At 44.6% G+C, this 25,711-nt stretch carries 19 protein-coding genes; 6 read left to right on the plus strand and 13 right to left on the minus strand.

Features of this window, described 5'->3' with window-relative positions:
• Window positions 1-72 precede the first annotated feature (72 nt).
• Complete coding sequence (locus A136_RS10965) at window positions 73-1,149, plus strand: hypothetical protein (RefSeq protein ID WP_017062808.1); 1,077 nt, start codon at window positions 73-75, stop codon at window positions 1,147-1,149.
• Window positions 1,150-1,528: 379 nt separating this feature from the next.
• Here the strand turns inward: A136_RS10965 and A136_RS10975 are convergent, their stop codons facing one another.
• From A136_RS10975 to A136_RS10990, 4 genes are all read right to left on the minus strand, one after another.
• Window positions 1,529-3,409, minus strand: a complete 1,881-nt coding sequence (locus A136_RS10975; protein ID WP_017062810.1) for an ATP-dependent zinc protease family protein — start codon at window positions 3,407-3,409, stop codon at window positions 1,529-1,531.
• Between the two features lie 305 nt (window positions 3,410-3,714).
• Window positions 3,715-4,524, minus strand: a complete 810-nt coding sequence (locus A136_RS10980; RefSeq protein WP_029235083.1) for a M15 family metallopeptidase — start codon at window positions 4,522-4,524, stop codon at window positions 3,715-3,717.
• Between the two features lie 81 nt (window positions 4,525-4,605).
• Window positions 4,606-5,334 carry a DUF429 domain-containing protein gene (locus A136_RS10985; RefSeq protein ID WP_017062812.1) on the minus strand — a complete coding sequence of 243 codons (729 nt, stop codon included), beginning with the start codon at window positions 5,332-5,334 and terminating at the stop codon, window positions 4,606-4,608.
• Window positions 5,335-5,392: 58 nt separating this feature from the next.
• Entirely contained in the window at window positions 5,393-7,105 is a 1,713-nt protein-coding gene (locus tag A136_RS10990) for a class I SAM-dependent methyltransferase (protein ID WP_017062813.1), read from the minus strand.
• A gap of 259 nt (window positions 7,106-7,364) precedes the next feature.
• On the opposite strand from A136_RS10990, the gene A136_RS10995 reads away from it, so the two are divergent.
• The 4 genes from A136_RS10995 to A136_RS11010 all read left to right on the plus strand — a co-directional run bounded on the left by A136_RS10995 (window position 7,365) and on the right by A136_RS11010 (window position 12,791).
• Window positions 7,365-8,303 carry a hypothetical protein gene (locus A136_RS10995; RefSeq protein WP_017062814.1) on the plus strand — a complete coding sequence of 313 codons (939 nt, stop codon included), beginning with the start codon at window positions 7,365-7,367 and terminating at the stop codon, window positions 8,301-8,303.
• Window positions 8,304-8,499: 196 nt separating this feature from the next.
• Complete coding sequence (locus A136_RS11000; protein WP_017062815.1) at window positions 8,500-9,267, plus strand: 1-acylglycerol-3-phosphate O-acyltransferase; 768 nt, start codon at window positions 8,500-8,502, stop codon at window positions 9,265-9,267.
• Between the two features lie 147 nt (window positions 9,268-9,414).
• Window positions 9,415-10,785 carry an MBL fold metallo-hydrolase gene (locus A136_RS11005; RefSeq protein WP_017062816.1) on the plus strand — a complete coding sequence of 457 codons (1,371 nt, stop codon included), beginning with the start codon at window positions 9,415-9,417 and terminating at the stop codon, window positions 10,783-10,785.
• A gap of 458 nt (window positions 10,786-11,243) precedes the next feature.
• Complete coding sequence (locus tag A136_RS11010; protein WP_017062817.1) at window positions 11,244-12,791, plus strand: alanine/glycine:cation symporter family protein; 1,548 nt, start codon at window positions 11,244-11,246, stop codon at window positions 12,789-12,791.
• A gap of 145 nt (window positions 12,792-12,936) precedes the next feature.
• Here A136_RS11010 and A136_RS11015 read toward each other — a convergent pair whose 3' ends face one another.
• The 5 genes from A136_RS11015 to guaB all read right to left on the minus strand — a co-directional run bounded on the left by A136_RS11015 (window position 12,937) and on the right by guaB (window position 21,354).
• Complete coding sequence (locus A136_RS11015; RefSeq protein ID WP_017062818.1) at window positions 12,937-13,530, minus strand: acetate uptake transporter; 594 nt, start codon at window positions 13,528-13,530, stop codon at window positions 12,937-12,939.
• A 579-nt stretch (window positions 13,531-14,109) separates the two neighbouring features.
• Entirely contained in the window at window positions 14,110-15,660 is a 1,551-nt protein-coding gene (locus A136_RS11020) for a Na+/H+ antiporter NhaC family protein (protein WP_017062819.1), read from the minus strand.
• A gap of 274 nt (window positions 15,661-15,934) precedes the next feature.
• Window positions 15,935-17,647: a chitinase gene (locus A136_RS11025; RefSeq protein WP_017062820.1), complete on the minus strand. Its 1,713-nt coding sequence runs from the start codon at window positions 17,645-17,647 to the stop codon at window positions 15,935-15,937.
• 324 nt (window positions 17,648-17,971) lie between these two features.
• Window positions 17,972-19,525 (minus strand): glutamine-hydrolyzing GMP synthase, encoded by a 1,554-nt coding sequence (gene guaA, locus A136_RS11030; protein WP_017059729.1) that lies wholly within the window; start codon window positions 19,523-19,525, stop codon window positions 17,972-17,974.
• A 365-nt stretch (window positions 19,526-19,890) separates the two neighbouring features.
• On the minus strand, window positions 19,891-21,354 hold the full coding sequence (gene guaB, locus A136_RS11035; protein ID WP_017062496.1) for an IMP dehydrogenase: 1,464 nt from the start codon (window positions 21,352-21,354) through the stop codon (window positions 19,891-19,893).
• A 244-nt stretch (window positions 21,355-21,598) separates the two neighbouring features.
• On the opposite strand from guaB, the gene xseA reads away from it, so the two are divergent.
• Window positions 21,599-22,945 (plus strand): exodeoxyribonuclease VII large subunit, encoded by a 1,347-nt coding sequence (xseA, locus tag A136_RS11040; RefSeq protein WP_017062821.1) that lies wholly within the window; start codon window positions 21,599-21,601, stop codon window positions 22,943-22,945.
• A 111-nt stretch (window positions 22,946-23,056) separates the two neighbouring features.
• Here the strand turns inward: xseA and ureG are convergent, their stop codons facing one another.
• The 4 genes from ureG to ureE form a co-directional block, all read right to left on the minus strand.
• Window positions 23,057-23,698: an urease accessory protein UreG gene (ureG, locus tag A136_RS11045; RefSeq protein WP_004735125.1), complete on the minus strand. Its 642-nt coding sequence runs from the start codon at window positions 23,696-23,698 to the stop codon at window positions 23,057-23,059.
• A gap of 46 nt (window positions 23,699-23,744) precedes the next feature.
• Window positions 23,745-24,425 carry an urease accessory protein UreF gene (locus A136_RS11050; protein ID WP_017062822.1) on the minus strand — a complete coding sequence of 227 codons (681 nt, stop codon included), beginning with the start codon at window positions 24,423-24,425 and terminating at the stop codon, window positions 23,745-23,747.
• A gap of 42 nt (window positions 24,426-24,467) precedes the next feature.
• A complete protein-coding gene (locus A136_RS11055) occupies window positions 24,468-25,064 on the minus strand; it encodes a HupE/UreJ family protein (protein ID WP_017062823.1) in 597 nt (198 codons plus the stop codon).
• 73 nt (window positions 25,065-25,137) lie between these two features.
• Complete coding sequence (gene ureE, locus A136_RS11060; protein WP_017062501.1) at window positions 25,138-25,590, minus strand: urease accessory protein UreE; 453 nt, start codon at window positions 25,588-25,590, stop codon at window positions 25,138-25,140.
• Between the last annotated feature and the right edge of the window lie 121 nt (window positions 25,591-25,711).

Consider the following 25,711-nt stretch of genomic DNA (forward strand, 5'->3'; position numbering starts at 1 on the left):
GCAAAAAAACTCTCCTAAATATGATATGTTACCTACTATATGACAACAAAAAAACTGCACTGAGAGTAAGAAATGGTCCACAATCGCTACCGAGAACTAATAAAAAAATCGACATTGGAAGATCTAAAAAAATATATAACCATTATCGAAGCCAGCCCTAAGACTAATGGGAAAACGAAAGATTTAAGTGAGCGAGACAAAACTCAACTAGAATTCTTATTAAAGGAATATATTTCTGAAATATTAAATATAGATAGGGAAACTTTAGATTCTGGAAATTTAAATAGAGACGAAATAGAAGAACTAGGTAATTTTATTGATGATATTTTTTCACTATCGAAAAGTATAAAGAATGATCTTGATGATTATATTGGCTGGTTACATGAACAACCTAGAGCTATTTACTTTTTCCTTGTAATGATTCGTGCAATATGTAAAAACGATTCGAACCATATTTGTTACCCTGTAATTGACTTTTCTTTTAAAGAAGCTAAAAAGCCTTCAGATACAGATATAAAACAAAGCACAAATAGTTTAAAAATCATAGAAGATATGGGTGATTTATTAAGCAAAACCAAACACCTTAATCCTTTAATAAATATATGCCCAAATAAAACCCCCTCAACTTACAATAAAATAGTAAATACTCTAGAGTTCATAGTCACATCAATCAGCTCAAGGGAGCGTGATAGAACATATGATCTACTTCAGGATTTAGAAAAACTTTATAATACGGTTTATAAAAAAATAAACACGAATAAAAATGTCTTTCAGACAAGCAATAGTAATTTAATCAGCTGGTATTACCGTAGTTTAACCAAAGATTTCCCGGCACTCGGCCTCTCTGTAACAGAGAACACCGATAAGCAAAAGCAAACCATTTTGTGTATCTTTGATGTGCTTTGCGCTACCACAGAGCCAAACCAATTTACAAAGCTGGAAGCAAGACTAACTGAGAGATTTGGCAGAAAGGAAAGAGAGCTCAATCAAAGCAAAGACACTAAAACCAGCAAAGAAGAAAAAACGCTAACATTTAGTGAAGCTGACTGGGCCAAACTTAGCCAAATTGCAGGTAGTCAGTCTAAAAGCCAGATCAAGGCGAAGCTAAAGGAGTTGATCGATAACGAGCTACTGAGCATTGAGCTTTAACCTGCAGATACTCTCGACGATATACTTTAAGCAATACAGATTAAAATGGCCAAAGCTCTTCTTATCATAACAGATTTAGGAACCAAAGTAGTAACCATAATAAAAACCAAACCGATGATCACCTTAAAAAATCAAAAACTTAAAAAACAAGTTCAACTTACGCCAGCCCAAACGTTTGGAAAGGGCCAACTCGAAAGAGTTGGCCCTTTTTTTATCTTTATTTTACTTGCCATAATATGAAAAATCACATTATTAACAATGAGTTACCATTAGCACATCAATAGTAAAACCAGACACTCAACAAAAAGCCACACATCCCAATACTGAAATGTGTGGCTGTTTAGATCTGTTCTGCTACGAACTTAGATAAGTTTAGGGGTTACTCCATATCACCTAACAAGTAATCTTCATCGCTGCTCACTACTGCGCCGTGCTTCAAGAAGTTCTTACCTAGGATCATGCTGTATTCGAAGCGAGAACGGTCTTGAAGGTTTACCCTCACCTCTTTCTCTAGGTCTCCGAGCTTAACCTTCATTTCTACCACAGGGCGAATGTTCACCTTCTCGCCTTTCTTGGCTTTGATACGCATTACATCAATCACTGGCTTGGTGAAATCTTGCTTATCGCCTTGGTTGTTTTGATAGGTAAAGCTCACCATGTCTTGGCCATCTTTCTTAAATCGTTTGATGTTGACTGCGTTCATTGAGCTTACATCCGCACCAGTGTCGAGCTTGGCCGGGAACTTCATGCCGTTCACTTCTACTACTTCAATATGCCCAACTTTAAACAGTGGTTCGGCTTTCAGAAGGTAATCAGAACGCGTATTAACGTAAACGCCCTCTTTTGCCATCTTCTTGCCTAAAATAAAGTACGCTTCTTTCTCATTTGTATTGAGCACGTCGATGGCAAACTCTTGCGTACGCACTTTTCCAGAGACCGCAAACTCACCACTCACTACCGGACGAGTATCATCCCCGACTCTTAATTTCTTAATCACGGGCTTGGTGACTTTTTGCTGTTCGCCATTCACGTCAGTTAAGTAGAACTCAACCGACGTCTCTTTGCCCTTACCGATAATCTCAAAGCTATCAACCTTCAACAAAGGCGTATTGACGGTGAAAGAAGCCACGGCCTTAAGCGGGAAGTTATCAATCGTAATGTCTTCTTCTGGTGAGATAATTAAAGGCTCACCAGCCTCCGCCACATCGCTAAAGCTCTCTGAACCTTCAGAAAGAATATTTTCTGCATTGGTATCAATCATGAAGAGCTCACTGGCTGTGCTGGTTCCAAATCTCAACTGCGACTCACTACTCGAGCGCTCACGTAGGTACACCAGAACGTCTTTAGTTGTGTTTTCATCGAGTTGAACAGGCACATACACCAAAGGTCTCTTCTTACCGCTCACGCTTAACATACGAACCAACGGCAATGTCATCTCTTTTTGCTTACCGTCGTTGTCGAACATATCAAACGTCACTTCACTGTTCTTCTTATCTATATCGATGTCTTTTGCATGAAGGATGCTGTAGCGATTTTTTAATGAGAAGGTCGCGTTCATCGCCATTCCAGAGATAGACACCACCTCTTTTCGGCCAACAACGGTCGCGTTCTCTTGCTCTTGTAAATAGTCATAACCTGCAAACACCAGCGCGTTATCCGCAAGGAAGGTTTTACCAATCAGCACTGGCGCAGAGAAGTGGCTTCTGTCGGTCAGGTTAACGTCGGTTTTTAGCTCTTGGTCTGCAATGGTGAGCGACATTTTTACGGTAGGGCGATGCAAAGGCGTGCTGCTGGTGCGGCTGCGTATCATGCTGACACGCTCTAAAGGCGCTTCGATTAATACCATGTCTCCCGTCCGCGGGTTTTGAACCTTAAAAGACACCACAGCCTCATATTTCGCAAAGGTACTGCCATCCCAATCATCGTAATCAACATCGGAATTGTTCAACAGGTCTTCGGTTAACGCCGCCATCAACTCTTGGTCTTTGAGATTTAGGTAATCGGGATTAGAGCTCTTCACATGAATGTCTTCAGCATGCATAGAAGTGGTTTCTGCACCGGTATCAATTTTACCAATGAAAGGAACGTCTTTTAGCCCTTTAACGCTAGATAGGTACACGTTCTCAGTGCGACCTAGTACCGACTTACCATCGAGTTCGTAAGTGGGATTTTGAGTGGTATGTGAAGTATCAGTAGCCAAAGTGTATTGTGAAAAAAGTAGAGTGCTTAAAAGAGTTAGAGCCAAAGGTATCTTTTTCATTAGTTGGTCCGTTGTGATCAGTTCACTAATAATACTGGCGTTTGCGCGAAGATTTCCCCCACCAGCAATGGTTCTCACATAACGTTAACGCTATGAGTTTTTAAATGACAAACCGATGACTTTGCGCTGCATTCGCTTATCGATTATTGACTAATGGATACCCAATAACCTTTTCAATGCTCGGTGTTCTATTGAAGAAATGAATACAAAAAAGGCCAACGACGAGCGCTGACCTTAGCTATTCAAAACACACCTGAAGCGAGTTTAACTTGCTAAAACACAAACGGTTCTAGATAAACATAGCACTAAAAAGTCCCGACTGTTTTCTTTGCACAGATAGCTCGAGCTTTTTCTGCGTCCTCACCTTTATTTTTGAGATAGCACTGTCGATAAGATTTGACGTAGCGCTCAAATAACACCTCGGCTTCAGGTTGTGGTTTAGAGAGCAGTTGGTTAACGAACTTTCTTGATCCAACCTCAAAATGCTGAGTATCGATTGGGCTATTCCAATCCCCTCCCCAGATCATAAATCCGTGATGGGCAAACAGCTCAACCACATCTTCTGCCATGCCGCTGCGTTCTATTTCATCACGCGCACGAAAGCGAGTACGGTTCACATAGCTTGTCGCAGATTGTGAAGGCTTTACCGTGATTCTTCCGTTGCTATCAAACTCTAAGAAAGGGTTTTGAACTGGGTTGATGTCGATTGCCACACCATAGGCATGTTTCGACCAACCTCCTCCGCCTGTAATAGGACGAGCGTTAAAGGCGCTGCTGTTGTTCGCATCCATTGAGGCGCTATCATCACCTCTGAATTCACGCATTAGGCGAGCGGAATGAAGAGGAAAATTGCGCTGTTTGAGCTCTGAAAAGATTTGTTCAACAGCAGGCGCAATAACATCAAGCACGATCATATTGCCCTGTTGCGTTTCCCCTTTGAAACTAATGAAATCGAAATCCACTTTGGATAGTCGCTCACAACCAACGGGCGCACCACTACTCAAGACATTGTTCTTTTTCATCATGTCGCATTGCCATTGAGATATAGGAGCGACTTGGGCATAACTCACTGCACTGAGCACAGTGGCCAGACAGCCGACAATAAAACGTTTCATATCAAAAACTCAAAATAGTAAGAGTGAAAAGTAGCAGAAGTTGGAAAATAGCATATTAAGCCAAGTTGAGCGCACGCTTTGTTAGCGTGTTTTGTTCCAGTAAACAATCTCTCTAACTCGTCCGTTCTGATCCTTGTCAGCTTCTCCACCAACATCAGAAAGTTCAGGTAAGGTCGATAATTGCGGAGCGTAATAGGCAACTAACATAAGTACGAACGCATCGTAAATATCGTCTATCGCGGCGTCTTTACGTTTGGTATTTGAAATGGCCAACGACAAGCGGTCACACCATTGAGGGGATAGCTGCTGAATAATAGAAAGCCGTTCCTCTTTGCCTTCTTGCGTTCGTTTTGAAAACGTCAGCGGTTCGTCTTTCAATGCTGCAAACACCACTTCAGGATGTGATTCCCTGATAGAAAGATTGGGATGAGTTTCAATGAGCTCATCAAGCTCGCGAATCTTGGGCACAATTCCCCAAGTCTGTTTAGAAAACTTCTTATCAAGCTGCTCCACATTGGCACTGCACGCCGCAATGTAATCGGTTTGGTAAACCGCCTCACGACACGGAACCGGAAACACCGAAGAACCACGTTTGCTGGTTAGAAAACGCCTTGCTGCTTTGTCACACAAGCGATCTGGAGTTTGTGCATCACTAAAACCAATAGGCATATCGATAAGCGCCGTTGAACCGATAAGATCACTCGCTAGCTCATCGAGGGTGTTTACCACTTTAAACGCAGGTATCTCATTGTCAGAGACAATCCAAGCGATCCAACCCGACTTGCAGCCATCAATTCCGATGTATTTCATTATGTTCTCGATGATTAGTTTGTTGAGGGTTATTTGGGATAACTAGCCCACTTAATGATCAGTGCCACTCACTAATCAGCAGTCTGCTTTTTACACCACGTACCTGCAAGCCCATTGCATCGAACACCTCTTCAAAGTCTCGACACTGCGCAGGGATGCTAGGTAACGAAAGCGCGGCTTCTGAAAAGAATTGTTGTTCAAAATGAGCCGAATCGTTCCAAGCGAGTTGCCACCACTCTAGAATCCTCGACTTAGACGAGCGCAGCTTTTCAGCCGTAGGAACTTTATCACTTTTACTTAAGTTCTCTTTGCTTGTAGTAGGAAAGAGGTTCCACTTATCGTTGTTTGGCCAGTAAGCGAAAGGCAAACAGTGATCAACGTGATACTCATTTTTTAATGATTTTCCACTCCACACGCTGACAATGTCGGCACGATCAGATCTAAGTTGCTCGACACGTTTACGCACATCGCGAGTATCATGGTTTTGATCGATCCATACCAAGCAGTCGTGATAAGTCTGTAGTGAAATGCTTCGCTGTCGGTTCAACTCGAAACGCTGCATCTCCATGACCCATTGATTCACCACCAGCGGTTCAATCCACGAGTGGTAGATTCTAAAGCACTCCCACAGGCTTTCATCGAGAGTAAAATAACCAAAACTTTCTAAGAACTCACTATCAATGACCAGTGATTCTCGGCTCTTCCGTCGTTTGTGAGGTGGGTATATATCGAATAGTCGGTTGTCTTTCGAGCCTTGATAAATGAAAGTCACAGGTCCTGATTTAATGGTACTGATCGTTTGTGAAAATAGCTTTTGTAGAGCCTTGGCTTCATCGCCGAGAAACATAGCGCCTATCGCTAGATCATCAGCACTTAAGTGTTTGAGTTTATTCCAACCATCCTCTTTTACAAACCCAAGTCCCTTCGTTGTGTTGCTATTTTGCTGAATCCCAGCGCCTTCTATGTCGATATCAATCAGTCGCTTAAACTGCCTAACCCAATACAGAGCAACCAAGCCCACTGGTAGAGAAATTTTCCCATCAGTTCGATCAATCACAGCGCCTGAATGCGCATCAGCAATTCTCAGTAGAGTTCTCAACAAAGCCAACTTGTATGTGGCCGACTTGTTGTCATTCACAATAATGTGGCGCACCTTGTTCAAGTCACCGGAGCCATCGTCTGGTAGTGTCATCACCACGGTTTGCCACCACACCTCACTGCGGTTCAATGTATCTTGGCTATCATCAACATGACGAACCAACAAGGCGCTGTTTTTTGATAAACGCTCGAGCTCTTCAACCGAGACTTCATAGCCTTGTCGACTGTCTTGAAACTCCCCATGACGCAGAGTGATCACCAACTTGCCATTTGGAGCTAGCAAGTTAGACAACTTTCTAAATGCGCGCTCTCGATGAGACGGAGCGAGATGCATCCAAACCGCACTGACCAATATCAAGTCAAAACGCATTCCGAGGTTTTCAGTGCGGCTAAGCGAGGGAAGTGAATCATCAATCCAGGTAACACTTGGGCCTGTATATTTCGAGCCTTGTTCGCGTAATGAAGCACTTGGTTCTATCGCAATAACATCAGATCCTGTCTTGTGCATCCATAGCGCATCACGACCGCATCCAGCACCGACATCGAGTACTTTATCGCCCACTAAAGGCCAGTAAGCTTGCCAGCTTTTATGCACCGTCTCGAAGGTCACTGAGTTGTACTGCTGGCAAAGTGTGTGAGCATTTTTATCGTAAAAAGGAATCGATGAGGACATATGCGCTATTGGAGTAAGGAGTCTATCTCAATAGTAATGGGGAGCTTAGGCGATTGCTAGCAGCTCATGCAAGTTCAGCCACACCGAGCAATATTTATCGTTAGTGACTGTTTTATATCAATATCCACCTAATGAGTGCATCAGGCGAATCAGTCTCGTCAGCAAAACAAAAACAAACAAGGTGCAAGCTGACGTGCGAACAGAGATAATTGTTTGAAGATGATTAACTCGCCTCAAGCACCAAACCGATAGAAAACTAATGAACACATACTCACACATAGATACCCCATTCAACCTGCGCCACACCTGTTGGTTTTGTGGTGAACCTTCAAGTAACGTTGTTGAATTTCCTAAGACAGCGCAGGCAGTTGCCAAGATAGGCCATTCACCGATCGCACTGCCGGCTTGTAATGAGTGTGCGAGAATTAACTATTCAAAGAATCTGACCTCAATTTGGTCTGTGCGCGATCAGATAAAACACACTCTGATAGACAAGTACGCTAAGCACCTTGGCATCGGTGAGAACTGGACGGAGCAAGAGCTTATTGATTCTGATTTCTCGGGTTCGACGCTCGGTGGGTTTGGGCGCAGCGCTTGGAAGATGTATCAAATCGCCAAACAACGCGTCGATTATAAAGGCTGGCCTTTGTCGGTTGATGACATCCCACTTGAGGTATACGACGAAACCAGTGGCTTTGAGTTTGACGGTACTCGTTATGCCTCAATCAATTCATGTATCGACTATTTCACCAAGGCAGCAGGCGTAGACAAAGAGCTGTTGTCGCAGCTTGTCGACATCGTTTCATCAGACCGATTTAGCTACGCACTGCGAATCACCAAGCTGAACAAGAATGTCTCTAATACCAAGCGCTCGGAGATCGTCGAAGAGGTACTACAACAAGAGTCTGAACAAGAAGAGATACTGCTTGAGCAAGCTAATTCAATGTTTAACCCAAACGTCGAAGAGGTGAATATTTCAGGCTCAATAGCGCCTGTATTTGCCATTCAGTGGGCGCTGGCTAACAAGGTTAAAGATTTAGCCCACCTTTGTGCTCTCGAAGATGAGTATTTTGACTATTTCGAGCACCTCGGCGGCCCTGCAGCTTTCATGTCCTATAACGGCCTACAACTCTATTTAGAGTCGCGTCAAGATCCTGAATGGGTAGAAGAGTTGGATCCAAATAAACAGTATTGGTGAACATGCCTCGCTACTGGTGAACACGTGTAAGCTCGATAATCGTGTCAAACACCCATTGTTAGTCCTTGTTTTATATAAAGATCTAAAAACAGAACCCTATAACAGTTAATTGTTGCAATTCGGTTAAATAGAGTGAAAACTTCAAGCATCTAAAACTATTTAATCACTGCCATCTGCGGTGAGTAAGGAGTGAATTGTGCTTGCTGTTCTTCGTATTATTTTGGCTACGGTGTTTATTATTTTCACCACTCTATGTGCTTTTGTTTACTGCTTGTTTAGCCCCAAGAACCCCAAGCATGTGTACGTTTTCTGTCGTTGGTTCAACCAACTCCAAAAGATCATCGGTGTAAAACTGGTGCAACGCGGCCTAGACAATGCCCCGACACCAGAAAACAGCGTCTACATCTCTAACCACCAAAGCATATTGGATTTTGTGACCGATCCAGGAATGCTAAGACCACGCACTGTTTCATTGGGCAAACGCGATTTGTTGTACGTGCCTTTCTTTGGCCTGCTGTATTGGATCACCGGTAACATCATGATTAACCGCGAAGATAAGTCCAAAGCACGCGATACCATCAAGCAAGTGGCGGAAGCGATTCATCAGAGAGATCTGTCTGTTTGGGTTTACCCGGAAGGAACCCGTAGTAAAGGGCGTGGACTATTGCCATTCAAAACGGGCGCTTTCCGAATAGCAATCGAAGCTGGTGTGCCTATCACCCCGATGTGTACCAGCACCACGCACAATAAGATCGACTTGAATCGAGCCAATAATGGCATTGTGATCACCGAGATGCTGGAACCTATCGATGTATCCGGATACAAGCTTAGCGATGCGAGAGAGTTGGCCAATCGCTGTCACGCACTCATGGCAGAGAAAATAGCAGAGCTTGATGCCGAAGTGGCTCGTTTAGAGGCGCAGCAAAAAACAGAGTTGGATTCAGATCGTTCTTCTACGAACTAACTCGCAACGAAACCACTGAGTCATCGCTCAGTTACTTAAAAAGACACTCAACGATCGCAACTCTCATTGTTCTTGTTTTACTTGCTGGCGCTTATCCGCAAAATAAAAACAGGCGTTAACGGCTTTATAGAGCAATGGGAGCAAACGATGGAAGTGATTCACCATGGTGGCAAACATACTGTCACAGGATCTTGTCACGAGCTAAGAGATTCAGGCCAAGCGGTGCTCATCGATTGTGGCCTTTTTCAAGGTTTAGATCTTCAAGGTAAAAAGCTTCAAGGTGCGGACACTCGCCCTCTTGATATTGAATTTGAAACATCCCACCTCAACGCTCTGCTGCTGACCCATACTCACATTGATCATATTGGCCGATTACCTTGGTTACTCGCCAGTGGGTTTAACCAACCGATTTATTGCACGCAAGCCACCGCTGAACTCGCTCCTTTAATGATTGAGGATGGCTTAAAACTGCAAGGGCTCAGCAATAAACAGTCGAAGCTGATACTCAAAAAGATTCATTCGTTAATTGCTCCCAAGCCTTACGGGGAATGGTTTCCAATCACGTCTAAACAGCAAAACAACGGAAAGGATCATGATAGGCCAAATACTCTGTATGCTCGCTTTCAACCTGCGGGGCACATCTTAGGTTCTGCCTATATCGAGATTAAGTTACCCAACCAAGAGGTGGTAGTCTTCTCTGGCGATTTAGGCCCAAGTAACACACCACTACTGCCCGATCCTAAGCCACCACGACAAGCCGACTATCTGTTTATCGAATCCACTTATGGCACCAGTACACATGATGATATCGCTACGCGAGCTGAGCGTCTCAAAGCAATCATTGATCGTTCACTGCTCGACGGTGGCGTTATTCTAATTCCGGCATTTAGTATCGGCAGAACGCAGGAATTGCTTTTTGATATCGAACACCTGATCTTTGAGCATCAACTCAGTAGCGATATTCCTATTATTCTCGATTCTCCGATGGCTCAAAAAGTGACGCGTTCATACCGACGTTTTAAAGAGTTGTGGGGACAAGAAGCAAAGCAGCGTCTTGAACTGAAACGCCACCCACTCGCTTTTGAGCAGTGCATTACCGTTGATGGACATAGAATGCACAAGAAAATCGTGAATCGCCTCAAGTCGACAGGTGAACCTGCGATTGTGGTCGCAGCTTCTGGGATGTGTCAGGGTGGCAGGATAATGAACTACTTATCCGCCTTGCTTCCCGATAAACGAACCGATGTAATTTTAGCTGGCTATCAAGCGCACGGAACGCTCGGACGAGAGCTGCAACAAGGGGAAATGCAGGTTTATATTGATAACAAAGACGTTGAGGTTAATGCTCAAATTCATGGCATGTCTGGCTATTCTGCCCATGCTGATAAAGGGGACCTCTACCAATTTATAGAAGGCATCGCGACGCCACCGAAAGAGGTGCATTTGATTCATGGCGAACCAAACACTCAGTCTGAATTCGCTCAAGAGCTGCTAAAACAAGGATTCAAGGTCGTTTGAAACAAGTGTCTAATTAGGCACTTTTCCTACCGTAAAGATAAAAACTATCATTTTATCCCCTCAAAAAATGATAGCGCTCTAAAACTGCCTACCTATTCTGAGCAAGTGATATATTCTAACTTTTCCGTAACAAACTCACTATAGCAGCCGTTCATGCTAAATGGTCGATTCGTCTATTTTAACACCACCCTGTCTTAGTTACCGACCGCGGAACTTACTTGTTTGTATTAATCACTATTTATTCACTTTGAAAAATACAAAACAAAGCAACTAGTTGCACTTGCGTTTAAATGAAACGATTTCCTAAATAGCACTAAGCGTTAACAATTAGCCCCTGTAACATGCTTTATGTCACAGTAATCCCAATGCGTAGTTAAATAATTTAACACTCAGGTTACAAGTGAAGTATTGTGTTGTTCGAAAAACAATCATAAGTAAAACTAACAGGGAAAATACTCATGCAGTCATTCGTTGATTTTTTGAATGGAATTATCTGGAGTCCAGTGCTTATCTACCTATGTTTAGGTGCAGGTTTGTTCTACTCCGTCATGACTCGATTTGTTCAAATCCGTCACTTCTTTGAAATGTGGCGCTTGCTACTATCGGGTAAAAGCTCATCAAAAGGCATCTCGTCTTTCCAAGCTCTAGCCGTTTCGCTATCTGGCCGTGTCGGTACAGGTAACATTGCTGGTGTTGCTGCCGCTATCGGTTTCGGCGGCCCAGGTGCCGTATTCTGGATGTGGGTTGTAGCCTTCTTTGGCGCCGCGACTGCTTATGCAGAATCTACGCTAGCGCAAATCTACAAAGAAGAAGACGAAGGCCAGTTCCGTGGTGGTCCGGCTTACTACATTGAAAAAGCAATGGGTCAGAAGTGGTACGCATGGATCTTCGCAATCGCGACTATTTTTGCATGTGGTATTTTGCTTCCAGGTGTTCAGTCAAACAGTATTGGTAATGCTGTAGAAGCTGCATTTGGCTCAGGTGACATGATTGAAACAGCTATCGGTACATTCAGTTTCGCTAAAATTTTCACTGGTACTGTAGTTGCTATTATCCTAGCGTTCATCATCTTTGGTGGTGTTAAACGTATTGCGAACTTCACACAAATCGTTGTTCCATTCATGGCACTGGCTTACATCATCATCGCGTTCGTTATCATTCTGCTAAACATCGGCCAAGTGCCAACGGTTTTCGCAATGATTGTTGGCGATGCATTCACACCTATGGCAGGCTTCGGTGCTGCAATTGGTTGGGGTGTTAAGCGTGGTGTTTACTCAAACGAAGCGGGTCAAGGTACAGGTCCTCACGCGGCTGCGGCTGCAAGTGTTGATCACCCAGCTCAGCAAGGTTTGGTACAAGCTTTCTCTATCTACATCGATACTCTTCTAGTATGTTCTGCTACAGCGTTCATGATCATCATCACTGGTGCTTACAACGTTCACGGCGGCGCTGAGGGTGTGTTCCTTGTTCAGAACCTAGCAGCAAACATCGGTGCGAATGGTCCTGTATTTACACAGCTTGCTATTGAAAGTGCACTACCAGGCATTGGTAAGCCATTCATCGCATTTGCTCTGTTCTTCTTCGCATTTACAACGATTCTTGCTTACTACTACATCGCAGAAACGAATATTGCTTACCTACGTCGTACCATCAAGATCCCTGGCATGATGTTCGTACTTAAGCTTGTTCTTATCACTGCCGTTTTCTATGGCACAGTTAAAACAGCGAACCTTGCATGGGCAATGGGTGATGTTGGTGTTGGCTTGATGGCATGGTTAAACATCGTTGGTATTCTGATCATCTTCTTCATGTCTAAGCCTGCGCTTAAAGCTCTAGCTGACTACGAAGAACAGCAGAAACAAGGCGTCACTGAGTACACGTTCAACCCTGTAAAACTAGGCATTAAAGGTGCTACCTACTGGGAAGAGAAGTACAAGCGTAAAACAGGCAAGTCTCCAGAAGCTGAAACTGCAGACACTAAACCTGTAGAGCAACCTTCAGCTTAAGCTTTCCTTAGCAAATAGATCGCTTTAACAAATAGTGCTATTAATAACGCATAAAAAAGGGGTTAGCCATTTCGGCTAACCCCTTTTGTTTTATTCATAACCAATAAATGGCTTATAACAAACTAACTGTTCCCGAGTTAGAGTATTAAGCAGCGATTTCTTGTGTTGCCATTTGAGGTGCTTTCTTCTCACCGATAGGCAGTACTGTGCGGCCGTATTCGTTGTTGATTACTTGTGCCATTGCAAAGTAAATAGCTGAAGCGCCACAGAAGATACCTTCAAAACCAGCGATAGTGCCGATTAGTTGACTGCCAGTGAAATCACGAGCTGCAAGTAGGAAGAACAAGATAGTTAGTGAACCGAATACTACTTGCTTCGCCACTGGGTAGCATAGAGAGCCGATGAACATGAAGCCTGTGAAGATGCCCCATAGTAGTAGGTACCAACCCATGAATGCTGCAGGGCTTGCAGGTAGGCCCATGTAAGGCATCACGATTAAACCAACCAAAGACAACCAGAATAGGCCGTAAGAAGTAAACGCAGTTGTACCGAACGTGTCACCACGTTTGAAACACATTGTGCCCACGATAACTTGGCTCAAACCACCGTAAAAAATACCCATAGCAAGAATCATTGAATCGATTGGAAAGAAACCTGCGTTGTGGATATTAAGAAGAATAGTGGTCATACCGAAACCCATTAAGCCTAGTGGCGCTGGGTTAGCTAGTTTGGTCGACATTACGAATTTACCTTATTAAAGTGGTTGATTAAAAAAAAGCGATAAAAATTATCAGAAAATTTTAATCTATAAACCGTACAACGAGGTAATCCAGTTATCGAAAACTAAGATTGTACAAATGATCTTATGGAAAATAGGTTTCATAATGAACCTATTCAATTCACCGAAACTATCAATAAACAGATTCCCTATCACGTTCGTTCCTCACTGTAAGGAATGACGAGTGAGGTAAGTGTTGAGGCAATGAGACAAAGCCTGGTGCTACGTCACTCTAGAATCGAGGGACGGGATATCTGGAATCTACTCTTCGATATGAGCACTTGCGGCACACAAGAGCCCTCTGTCACGTTCGTTACTTACTGTGGGGAATGACGAGGTTTTTTTAGGTACGATAAAAGAGATGGGGATGCGAAAAGAGTCTTTAGATTTGAGTAAGCGCCCCCTTAATAGCAAACGTAGGCAACAGGTGGCGAGCTTTTCGTTACTCGTTTACTCGCATCCCGTATCTACTCATTGGATCGTCATTCCAGAATCGAGGGACGAGATATCTGGAATCTCGCCCTCTTCTGTAATCTTAAATTACGCTTGTTGTGTTTTAGATTTAGACACTTGAGGTTGAACTTCTGAAGAAGTGTTTTTACTCGCATCGCACTTGGCTAACAGAGTCACAAGGATAAGCTGAGCAATCAGAGCTCCTAGCACAACCCATGTACTTCCCGTAAAGCCTGCGACTACAAAACTAATCAGAGCAATAGAGCCGTTCATCAATGCGTAAGGAAGCTGCGTCTTAAAGTGTTCAAACTGATCACACCCAGCCCCGGTTGAAGAAAGAATCGTGGTTTCAGAAATCGGTGAGCAATGGTCACCAAACAAGCCACCAGACAACACAGCGCCAATTGCGACGAGAAGCGGAGCATCTATCGCAATCGCGGTTGGAATAACCAATGGCATCATTATCGCGAAGGTTCCCCACGACGATCCCGTTGCGAATGAAATGATAGCCGATAATAAAAACGCGACCGCAGGTACTAACCAATATGGAAAGCCGCTCTGTGCTTGCTCAGCAATATAAGCTGCCGCACCCAACTCTTTACCAACGGTGCTTAATGCCCAAGCCAATACCAAGATGATCGCGACTGGCATCATGTTTCCCATGCCTTTTAAGTACACAGAAACACCATCAGACAACTTTCTTACACCGTAGTAAGCCATTAACGAAATTAATGTAATCGCCGCAAAGAAATAAGCCGATGATAACGCCGCTCTAAATGATGAACCTGCGACCTTTTGGAACGGGAAGCCTTGTGGAACCAACATGGCACACAACACCACCAGCATCACTAACAATGGTGCCCAGACAAAAGATGCCTTTGCATTTTTATGCGAGAACGGATTTAGTGATTCGTTATTCACGCCAGAGTTAATTCCCGCCTGGCAATCACGCTCGGCTTTTGCCATTGGCCCAAAGTCTAAACCTTTAACGGACACAAGCGGAACGATGAAAATCGCAAGAAATGCGTAGAACTGAAAAGGAATCGCACCGATGAAGGCATCCCAATCGGACATGTTGACATTCAACGCCGTGAACTCTTTCTGAATAAGGCTCATGATGTAAACACCCCATCCAATGAAAGGGATAAGAATAGCGACGGGTGATGATGTAGAGTCAATGATGAATGCTAGCTTCTGTCTAGAAAGTTTCAGTTTATCGAAAAGGGGACGAAAAACAGGGCCAACAATTAAAGGGGTGCCTAAGTCTGAGAAAAATATAACGATTCCACCCAACCATGCTGACAATTGAGCTTGGCATTTATTGCTTACCCACTGAGTCACTCGCTTTGCAAACGCGACGCCACCACCGGACTTTTCCATCAATGCGACAAAGCCACCGATGAATACCAACAGCATGATCACACCAGCGTTATAGCTGTCGGTAAGTTGAGGAACTAGGTAACCTTTCACCATGGTACCAAACGTATCAAGCGGGTTAAGTTCGCTAAACATGCCAGTCAGCATTGCAACACCACTCAGCACACCAGCAAAAAGGCCTATCACCACATTCCTTGTCGCCAATGACAACACCAAAGTAATCACAATGGGGATGAGTGACGTGATATCTGTCTGTTCCATAGGTACACCTTAACCCTAAAATAAGAGAATAAATATAAATTAATTTTGAATATAAATTCACAAACATCATTTGTACAGAACTTTATCCTCTAACTGGATAATTAGTCTTTAAATGCGCTTCAACATAGCCAAATAGACCAATCACCCTGCTTAAATAGCCAAGTTCGAAACGGAAAAAAGCCGAAAGTAGAAACTTTCGGCTTTTGATTATTTATATCGCTATGGTCGTACTACTGAGCTCGTAACTTAGGCCACCTCTTCAGTATTCAGACTATCAATTACAGCTGATTTCATCCCAGAACCAATTCGATTGAACTGGGCTTTCCCAAACACCTGGGCCGTTTTTAGCCACGAAGCACTTACCGTTATGCGTCACTTTATCGCCATTACTCACTTGGCTAACACCGGCTTGCCACGTAATAAATTCAGATGGATCGACAAACACTGGCGGTTCTGTCACAGGTGGTTCAACGGGTGCTGGGTCTACTGGTTCTGGATCGACAGGGGCAGGATCAACAGGCGTTGGATCTGTCACAACTGGTGGTGTTGGCTCGCCCGCTACTAGTTTCCAAGGGCCACCATTGGCAGGGTCATCCCCTTGTGTCCACCATTTCGCTTCATAGGTTGCACCGTTGTGAGTCACTTGGTCACCCGCGTTGTAAACCTTGGTCGCACTCCAACCATTACCACCCGGATCAGTACCAGGATCTACCGGATCCAGCTTATCGACTACTTTCACTTCAGGCCAACTCGCATGAGAACCATAAAAGTTGGTCACACACTTCTCGTAATCGCCAGCCACCAGTGCGGAATAAGCAGTTTGAAAGCCCACTAGCTCACACTCAAATGAATACCCTTCTGGGCGGTCTGCGTAGTATTTCCAGTTACCATCCCAGTTGGTGTACAACACATCCGTTGCTCCGTTGAGATTCAAGCTTCCGTAAGGCGTTTGCTGCCAACATGTATTGGCTTCATCGGCTTCTACAGGAATTTGATAGTGCGCGGCTAACCCTTCCCAGTAACGAATACGGTTAACGGGTTGGCCTTTGTCTTTGTTCTGCTCGCCACATTCAATACCACCATTGATCACGTTGATTGTGGTACCAAAGCCATAGCCAATACCCGCATCCAATTCACGTTGAGATGGTGTCCATGTTCGGTCAATTACATGCAGCATTGCCGGTTTAGGCGCTTGTGGTGTTAAAAAGAACCAGATAGCAGACGCTAAGTTCAACCAAGAATCCGCCACTAAGCCCGGATTGTTGAGAAGCACCGTCGCATCGCCATCGAACATCACTTCAGAGAACGCGCCGTAATTAAAATGGTAAGAAAGCTGTTTAGCACCACGTCCGAAGTAACCCTGCCCCGCAGCACATGGCCAACGGGCATTCTGCCAATCATTCTGACCACAACCTGTGGTGTAACCTTCTTGGCCTTCAGACCAACCCATTTCGCGAACATGCACCAGCGCTTGCTGCCACTCTTCTAGAGCTAATGGATTATCAGAGGTGTTGCCTATCGCGATGTGCCCACCCGTCTCTTGTGAAAAGTGAGCAAAGGCCGTGATGATGGATTTCTTACAGATGGCATCGGAGTCACGGCCATCGGTGTACTCTCCACAGAACGCTGGGAATTTACCGATCGCACGTAAGAAGCGAGTGTAGGTGTATTCTGGCGCTGCCATCTGAGTGAGGAAGTCCCATTCAGATTGAGGGAACACGCGCTCTACACGCTTTATGTTTTCAGGATTCGAGGGGGAACCGGGTTCAATCGCTTCAACGATTGTATTCGGGCGAGTTTGAAGGGCCTGTGACCAGATCGCATACATAGGATCGGATGTTTTCGCTTGTTCAGCAGCTTGTAGAGCCGACTTTTCAACAAGGTAACCATTCGGGTTTTGCGGATCAGGTTGAATTTTCAAAGACGCATGACTTTGCGCTGCTAATGTGCAGCCCAGTACTGTCGCCAAATATTTGATTTTTAACATGATGGATTCTCTTATCTGTCCTTAATAAGTCCATCAAAGAGTATGCTTCACATGTGGAATGGCCTAGCTGTAGCTGTGTGAATTTATAAAAAGTGCGAGTGATCTTTTTGATACATGGCTCAGCACAACAAAGCGTCTCATGGTTTCTTGAGCTGATATCTAGTTTCCAACTCATTTGGTTTCTAGTTATTGTTCATTTGATTTCGAGGTATTGCTCATAAGCCTTTAATGTAATGAATCAATATAATCAATCGAAAAGAAAAAAGCCCCGAACTGAGTTCGAGGCTTAAGATCTTAATCAAAGCTGGTTAAATCTCTAAGAGATTATTCCCACTCGATAGTTGCTGGTGGCTTACCAGAAATATCGTAAACAACACGTGAAATGCCGTTAACTTCGTTGATAATACGGTTAGAAACCTTACCTAGGAAGTCGTATGGTAGGTGTGCCCAGTGAGCAGTCATGAAGTCGATAGTTTCTACGGCACGTAGAGATACAACCCAATCGTACTTACGGCCATCGCCCATTACGCCAACTGAACGTACTGGTAGGAATACCGTGAATGCTTGAGATACTTTGTGGTAAAGGTCAGCAGCGTGAAGCTCTTCAATGAAAATAGCATCTGCGCGACGCAGTAGATCACAGTACTCTTTCTTGATTTCGCCAAGAACACGAACACCTAGACCAGGACCCGGGAATGGGTGGCGGTAAAGCATGTTGTATGGAAGACCAAGCTCAAGGCCGATCTTACGTACTTCATCTTTAAACAGCTCACGTAGAGGTTCAACAAGACCCATTTCCATATCATCAGGAAGGCCACCAACGTTGTGGTGAGATTTGATTACGTGTGCTTTACCTGTCTTAGATGCTGCAGACTCGATTACGTCTGGGTAGATAGTACCCTGAGCAAGCCATTTAGCATTAGATAGTTTCTTAGACTCTTCATCGAAGATATCTACGAATACGTGACCGATGATTTTACGCTTAGCTTCTGGTTCAGCTTCGCCTTCCAGAGCTTTAAGGAAACGATCTTCTGCATCGACTTTGATGATGTTTAGGCCGAACTGGTCACCAAACATATCCATAACTTGCTCAGCTTCGTTTAGACGAAGAAGGCCGTTATCAACAAATACACATGTTAGTTTGTCGCCGATAGCGCGGTGAGCAAGCATCGCAACTACAGATGAATCAACACCACCAGAAAGACCAAGGATAACTTCGTCGTCACCTACTTGTTCTTTAATACGTGCAACTGCATCTTCAATGATAGACGCTGAAGTCCACAGACCTTCACAACCACATACGTTAAGAACGAAGTTCTCAAGCATTTTCAGGCCGTTTTTAGTGTGTGTTACTTCTGGGTGGAATTGAACACCGAAGTACTTCTTCTCTTCGTTTGCCATTGCAGCGTATGGGCAAGTGTCTGTTTCAGCGATCTTTGTGAAATCAGCTGGAATCTCAACTACTTTGTCGCCGTGGCTCATCCAAACATCTTGAGTAGACTCAAGGTCAGCGAAAAGTGCAGATTCACCAGTTACTTGTACAGCAGCGTAGCCGAACTCGCGTTCAGTAGACGTTGCTACTTTACCGCCAAGTTGCTCAGCCATAGTTTGCATGCCGTAGCAGATACCGAATACAGGAACACCTGAATCAAATACGTACTGAGGTGCACGTGGAGAGTTCTCTTCCGTTACACTTTCAGGGCCACCAGATAGGATGATACCGTCTGGATTGAATTCACGAATATCCGCTTCTTCTACGTCCCAGCTCCAAAGTTCACAGTAAACACCGATCTCACGAATACGACGAGCTACTAGCTGTGTGTATTGAGAACCGAAGTCCAGAATTAGAATACGTTGGTCATGAATATTTTTAGTCATTGTAAGCAGTCTTATTGGCTATGTGATAAAACGGAGGTGAGTTTACTCACCTCTGATTAACTCTTCAAGAAATAAAGCAAACGTTTTCGTTAGATATCTTTAACCACGTGTTTTGAGACAATCGGACTTTTAACAAAACAGGCGGTAGATATAATACCAATCACAGTAAGTAAGTGTTCAGGAATAGCGTAGGAAAAAAGCCTGAGAACGAGGCAGGGTTTTCTGATAAGTAGTTATTCTACAATCAAAAATTCTAACGAAGTTATCGAGGTTTTTAACAAGCTAGGATGACCAGTTATTTACTACGATTGGTATATTAATGTGCCGACTAAATCAGCACATTATTCAAACGTTTGGACGTATTATTAACCTAAACGGTAGTTAGGTGCTTCTTTCGTGATTTGAACATCGTGTACGTGAGATTCTTTCATGCCCGCACCAGAGATACGAACAAACTCAGCTTTAGTACGCATATCTTCAACAGTTGCAGAACCCGTTAGGCCCATGCTTGAGCGTAGACCGCCCATCTGTTGGTGAACGATCTCTTTTAGACGACCTTTGTATGCGATACGACCTTCAATACCTTCTGGAACAAGCTTGTCTGCAGCGTTGTCAGATTGGAAGTAACGGTCAGAAGAACCTTGAGACATAGCGCCAAGAGAACCCATACCACGGTAAGACTTGTAAGAACGACCGTTGTAAAGAATAACTTCACCCGGTGCTTCTTCAGTACCCGCGAACATTGAACCAACCATCACACAAGATGCGCCAGCAACGATAGCTTTACAGATATCGCCAGAGAAGCGGATACCGCCATCTGCGATTACTGGAATACCGTATTCGTTAGCTACTTCAGCTGCGTCTGCGATTGCTGTTACTTGAGGAACACCAACACCAGTAACGATACGAGTCGTACAGATTGAACCCGGGCCGATACCTACTTTAACCGCACTAACACCCGCTTCGATAAGAGCACGAGCGCCAGCGCCAGTTGCTACGTTACCACCGATGATTTGTAGATCAGGGTATGCAGCGCGAGTTTCGCGGATACGGTTAAGTACGCCTTCAGAGTGACCGTGTGAAGAGTCGATAAGTAGAACGTCTACGCCAGCTTCAACTAGAGCAGCAACACGCTCTTCGTTACCAGCACCAGCACCAACAGCTGCACCTACACGTAGGCTGCCGCGCTCATCTTTACATGCGTTTGGTTTACGTTCTGCTTTGTGGAAATCTTTTGCAGTGATCATTCCAGTCAGTTGGAAGTCATCATTTACAACAAGAACTTTTTCAACACGCGCTTCGTGCATTTTCTCTTGAACTTCTTCACGAGTTGCACCTTCTTTAACAGAAGCAAGGCGAGCTTTAGGCGTCATTACTACATCAACTTTCTTAGAAAGGTCAGTAACAAAGCGAACGTCACGGCCAGTAATGATACCAACCAATTCGTTTGTTTCAGTAACAACAGGGAAACCGGCGAAGCCGTGTTTTTGAGTAAGGGCTACAACATCAGCGATTGTCGCGTCAGGGCTTACAGTTACTGGGTGAGAAACCACACCAGCTTCGTAAATTTTAACCTGGCGAACCATTTCAGCTTGCTGCTCGATTGACATATTCTTATGAATAAAGCCAATACCACCTTCTTGCGCAAGGGCAATTGCTAGGCGTGCTTCCGTAACAGTATCCATCGATGCAGAGATCATTGGGATGTTTAAAGAAATGTTTTTCGTTAACTGAGTGCGAAGATCAGCTGTGTTCGGAAGAACGGTTGAGTGTGCTGGGACGAGTAAAACGTCATCAAAAGTTAAAGCTTCTTTTGCGATTCGTAGCATTTGCAATATCTCACAACAAAGGTGTTAAAAGGAGTAAACCCAACTTTATCGTTTCGCATAATAAAGTGATTTGGATTTGATATTGCAGACGGATTATACGCACGGCGAAATCGCTTGGCTACACATTTTTGTATTTTTAATTTGCATTTACCCCCTTGCTATGTATTATATTGCCGCTATCTTCCATACTCACGCCCTGTGAGATTCCAAGAAAGACCTTCCTTCAAGGAAAGATAGTGCTTCTATGACTAATCCAAACATCTTTACTGTTTCTCGCCTCAACTCAGAGGTTCGTCTCCTATTAGAAAACGAAATGGGAATAGTCTGGCTCGTTGGTGAAATCTCAAACTTCTCTGCACCTGTCTCTGGTCACTGGTACCTCACGCTAAAAGACTCTCGCGCTCAAGTTAAATGCGCCATGTTTCGTGGCAATAACCGCCGTGTGACCTTTAAGCCTCAGAACGGCAATCAAGTTTTAGTCAAAGCTCGCCTATCTCTTTACGAGCCACGCGGTGACTACCAACTGATCATCGAAAGCATGCAGCCAGAGGGTGACGGTAAACTTCAGCAAGAATTTGAAAAGCTGAAGATGAACCTTGCCGCAGAAGGACTGTTTGCTCAATCAAGTAAGCAAGCTCTTCCTGAACACCCAAAACGTGTTGGCGTTATCACATCTAAAACCGGTGCAGCGCTGTTTGATATTCTTGATGTACTAAAAAGGCGCGATCCTTCGCTACCGGTTGTGGTTTACCCGACCATGGTTCAAGGCGAAGAGGCGGCGATTCAGATTGCCCAAGCGATTGGACGCGCTAACGAACGCAATGAATGTGATGTGTTAATCGTCGGCCGTGGTGGCGGCTCACTGGAAGACCTATGGTGCTTCAATAACGAGATCGTAGCTCGCACAATCGCAGCAAGCCAAATCCCGATTATCAGCGCCGTTGGCCACGAAGTGGATGTCACTATCGCTGATTTCGTTGCCGATATGCGTGCCCCAACGCCATCAGCTGCCGCAGAATTGGTTAGCCGTGATAACAGTCATAAAGAACAAGCTTTCGCGTCTAAACGTGCTCGCTTAGTCAGTGCGATTCGTCATGTGTTAATCAAACAGGCGCAATCAACTCAAACGTTGAAATACCGCTTAGAGAAGCAACACCCTAGCTACCAACTTCAAAAGCAGAGTCAGCAGCTTGATGACCTAGATATGCGTTTGCGTCGTGGTATGACTCAATACCTAAAACAGCATGCACAGCGTGTTGAACGTAAACAGCACCAGCTTCAATTGAACTCGCCAGTCAAACGCCTTGGCGAACAGAAACTGCATCTGCAACGTTCAGAGCAAAAGCTATTGGATGCAATGGACAAGACATTACTAACCACTCGCCACCAGCTCGCTATGGCTGCAGAGAAGTTAGAGACCGTTAGTCCACTGGCAACCCTAAAGCGTGGCTACAGCATTACTCATTCAGAATCGAGCAAGACGGTATCATCGATTAACGATGTCGAAGTCGGTGAAGTGATCACCACTCAAGTTGAAGACGGTGTGATTGAATCGCAAGTGACAACAAGAGTCGCTAAGAGTGAGCTTTAGGTTCGACTAGAACGTTGAAAATCATTTAAAACCAGAAAGCCCTATCGATAATCGACAGGGCTTTTGTATATCTACTGGCTGTAAAAGAAAACAACCTGATTCAAACCTTACTCACGACTCCGTCGTAGAAGGCTCCTTCATGGTCAGCATCCCTTCCGTCACAATAAAGTTGATGATGAAATCTAAACCTTGGCTCTCTTTTAGGTTGGTGAACACGTATGGCTTAGTTGGTCGCATGCGTTGAGTGTCTTGCTCCATCACCTCAAGTGACGCACCAACATACGGTGCTAAATCGATCTTGTTGATGACTAACAGATCGGATCGTGTAATACCCGGGCCACCTTTACGTGGGATCTTCTCCCCCTCCGCTACATCAATCACGTAGATAGTAAGGTCGGCTAATTCAGGGCTGAACGTCGCACTCAAGTTATCACCGCCACTTTCGACGAATACCACATCGAGGTTCTTATGCAGCTTGGCAAGCTCTTCTACCGCAGCTAAGTTCATCGACGCATCTTCACGGATCGCCGTGTGCGGACAGCCACCCGTTTCAACACCAATAATACGATCTGGTTCTAGAGCCTCTGCTCGCGTAAGTATCTTGGCATCTTCTTGAGTGTAGATGTCGTTGGTTACCACTGCGATATTGAGCTTGTCGCGAATCGCTTTACAAAGCACTTCTAATAGCGCTGTTTTACCAGACCCTACCGGGCCGCCAATACCAATTCGAAGTGGTTGCTTATAACTTTCCATTGTCTACTTCCTTATATTCTTTTTGCTACATCGTTCGCGCTAACCGCTACGAACGAAATAGTCGTGTGTATTGTGTTTCGTGCAATGAACTCGCTAATGCCATCGAAGGCGAAAAGCTGCCTATCATCCAATCTTCTATCGTGCGGGCCTTTTCGATCACCTCAGGAAAGGTGTTGGTGATATTAATCAATGCCAACTGACCATCGGTTTGACCTAAAGGCACTAACTTGACCCCTGCGGTAACGATGTTTTCAAGCCAACTCCATAAATAACCCTGCTTGAGGCTCTCTAAATCAATACCCCAATGCTGAGCCGCCATACACATGCCCAACAATTGGTTTGGATGACTATCAACAGAATCCACCAGCGAAATATCGATATCCAAGCGCTTCAACAAGGTGTTCAATGCATGCCCACGCTGCTTTTCTTCCGCTCGCAATTCACTGGTTTCACGGCTTGAGTATAAGTAGTTACACCAATGCTCAATCTCATCGATTTCACCCTTTTCTAGCGCGTGATAAAGACGCTCTAAGATAGGTAATTCCAAAGTTGCGACACTGGAACTGACGATGGTATTAAGCCACTGTTCCATGCTGTTGCGATCGGTCACCCACCCCGCTTCAACCGCTAACTCTAAGCCTTGCGAATAAGTGAACCCACCAATCGGCAACGATGGACTGATCAATTGAAACAGACGATAGACGGCTACATTTTCTGCTGTGGTCATAATCGTGCCCTCAGTCTTCCAGAATCAAATAAGTTCGAGAGCCTACGCGCCTAACAGCAATAGTGCGCTTGCTGAAGCCACGCCGACTGACAACCATTTAGAGTAAACCGCGCGACCAACAAAAGTACCGATAACCATCAGAGCCAAAGCACTGATACTCATGCCTGTTGCGAACTGAGTCAGGTTGCTCGCGGCTTCAACGCCGTGTGCGTAACCATGGAAAAACAACATACCAATCGAAGCCGCTAATACACTGTTCACTCGCTTAGTCGATGGTGAGAACACGTGCCATAAACATAAGCTGACAACGAATAGAGAAGCGATGATTGCAGGTTCAACAATCACAGAGAAGCCTAGGGCTTGGCCTGCGATAAGCCCTACCACCAAAGACACCAATCCGCCGCCAATCAGAGCGGCTTTTGTCTTGGTGGAGAATAAAAGTGCGCCAATTAACAGACCAAAAGCGATCAACATGATCAGGTGATCCATACCTGTCACAGGGTGAGTTAAGCCAGACATAAATGAGTGAGACTCATGAACTGAGTGCGCTCCATGTCCTGGGTGAGCGAAAGCCAATGTTGATGTTGTTAGAGAAGCTATTGTGAAAGTACATAAGCCAGCAGCTGTTTTAAAGTTCATCGCGAGTTCCTTGCGTTTATAATTATTAATATCGTGGTTGTATCTATAAATGGGTGGGTCTCAAATGACTCGATTAATGATGGTGATGATGTCCACCAGAGCGACCGCCATAAGCACCGCCTTCTGGTTCAAACGGTTGTTTCTCAGTGGTCACTTTCGCGCCTAAGCCTTCAACCATTTCATCTAAAACATGGTCGTGTTGATAACGAACCCAACCCGCTTCCACTTGCAGCGGAACATGACGGTTACCAAGGTGATACGCCACTCGCGTTAACAGGAGCAAGTCTTCACAGTAAACAGTCGAAACGGTTTCTGGTGCCGCTTTCACTTCTACGACTAAACCGCATTTACTTGAGAGTTGTTCGCCACCACGCAAGATATGACCTCGTGGTAGAAACAGTCCGGCATTGCGCCCGTCATCGAGCATCACCTTAAGACGGCTCTTAATGCGGCTATCGATCGGCAGGCTTAAGTAGCCGTCCGGTGCATTTTGTATTTGAGTATTCAGTTGAGTCAGTTCAATCATGCTATTACCTCAATCTCCTTGTGAGATTTATAACGTTTAAATTAGGAGCCTTCAGCCTAAAAGCCCTTAGCTAAGAGCTAGAACAAGAGCCTTCAGCTCAGCGCTAAAATAAAAGCCTTCA

It is taken from the genome of Vibrio crassostreae 9ZC13 (assembly GCF_000272045.2).
Lineage (GTDB): Bacteria > Pseudomonadota > Gammaproteobacteria > Enterobacterales > Vibrionaceae > Vibrio > Vibrio crassostreae_C.

Bases quoted from the DNA above. Each gene is read 5' to 3' on its own strand.
- A136_RS11005 (WP_017062816.1), top strand. From the start codon at position 9,415: ATGGAAGTGATTCACCATGGTGGCAAACATACTGTCACAGGATCTTGT.
- A136_RS10995 (WP_017062814.1), top strand. From the start codon at position 7,365: ATGAACACATACTCACACATAGATACCCCATTCAACCTGCGCCACACC.
- ureG (WP_004735125.1), bottom strand. From the start codon at position 23,698: ATGGAAAGTTATAAGCAACCACTTCGAATTGGTATTGGCGGCCCGGTA.
- A136_RS10965 (WP_017062808.1), top strand. From the start codon at position 73: ATGGTCCACAATCGCTACCGAGAACTAATAAAAAAATCGACATTGGAA.
- xseA (WP_017062821.1), top strand. From the start codon at position 21,599: ATGACTAATCCAAACATCTTTACTGTTTCTCGCCTCAACTCAGAGGTT.
- A136_RS11050 (WP_017062822.1), bottom strand. From the start codon at position 24,425: ATGACCACAGCAGAAAATGTAGCCGTCTATCGTCTGTTTCAATTGATC.
- ureE (WP_017062501.1), bottom strand. From the start codon at position 25,590: ATGATTGAACTGACTCAACTGAATACTCAAATACAAAATGCACCGGAC.
- A136_RS11025 (WP_017062820.1), bottom strand. From the start codon at position 17,647: ATGTTAAAAATCAAATATTTGGCGACAGTACTGGGCTGCACATTAGCA.
- A136_RS10980 (WP_029235083.1), bottom strand. From the start codon at position 4,524: ATGAAACGTTTTATTGTCGGCTGTCTGGCCACTGTGCTCAGTGCAGTG.
- guaB (WP_017062496.1), bottom strand. From the start codon at position 21,354: ATGCTACGAATCGCAAAAGAAGCTTTAACTTTTGATGACGTTTTACTC.
- A136_RS11020 (WP_017062819.1), bottom strand. From the start codon at position 15,660: ATGGAACAGACAGATATCACGTCACTCATCCCCATTGTGATTACTTTG.
- A136_RS10985 (WP_017062812.1), bottom strand. From the start codon at position 5,334: ATGAAATACATCGGAATTGATGGCTGCAAGTCGGGTTGGATCGCTTGG.
- A136_RS10975 (WP_017062810.1), bottom strand. From the start codon at position 3,409: ATGAAAAAGATACCTTTGGCTCTAACTCTTTTAAGCACTCTACTTTTT.
- guaA (WP_017059729.1), bottom strand. From the start codon at position 19,525: ATGACTAAAAATATTCATGACCAACGTATTCTAATTCTGGACTTCGGT.
- A136_RS10990 (WP_017062813.1), bottom strand. From the start codon at position 7,105: ATGTCCTCATCGATTCCTTTTTACGATAAAAATGCTCACACACTTTGC.
- A136_RS11015 (WP_017062818.1), bottom strand. From the start codon at position 13,530: ATGTCGACCAAACTAGCTAACCCAGCGCCACTAGGCTTAATGGGTTTC.
- A136_RS11055 (WP_017062823.1), bottom strand. From the start codon at position 25,064: ATGAACTTTAAAACAGCTGCTGGCTTATGTACTTTCACAATAGCTTCT.
- A136_RS11010 (WP_017062817.1), top strand. From the start codon at position 11,244: ATGCAGTCATTCGTTGATTTTTTGAATGGAATTATCTGGAGTCCAGTG.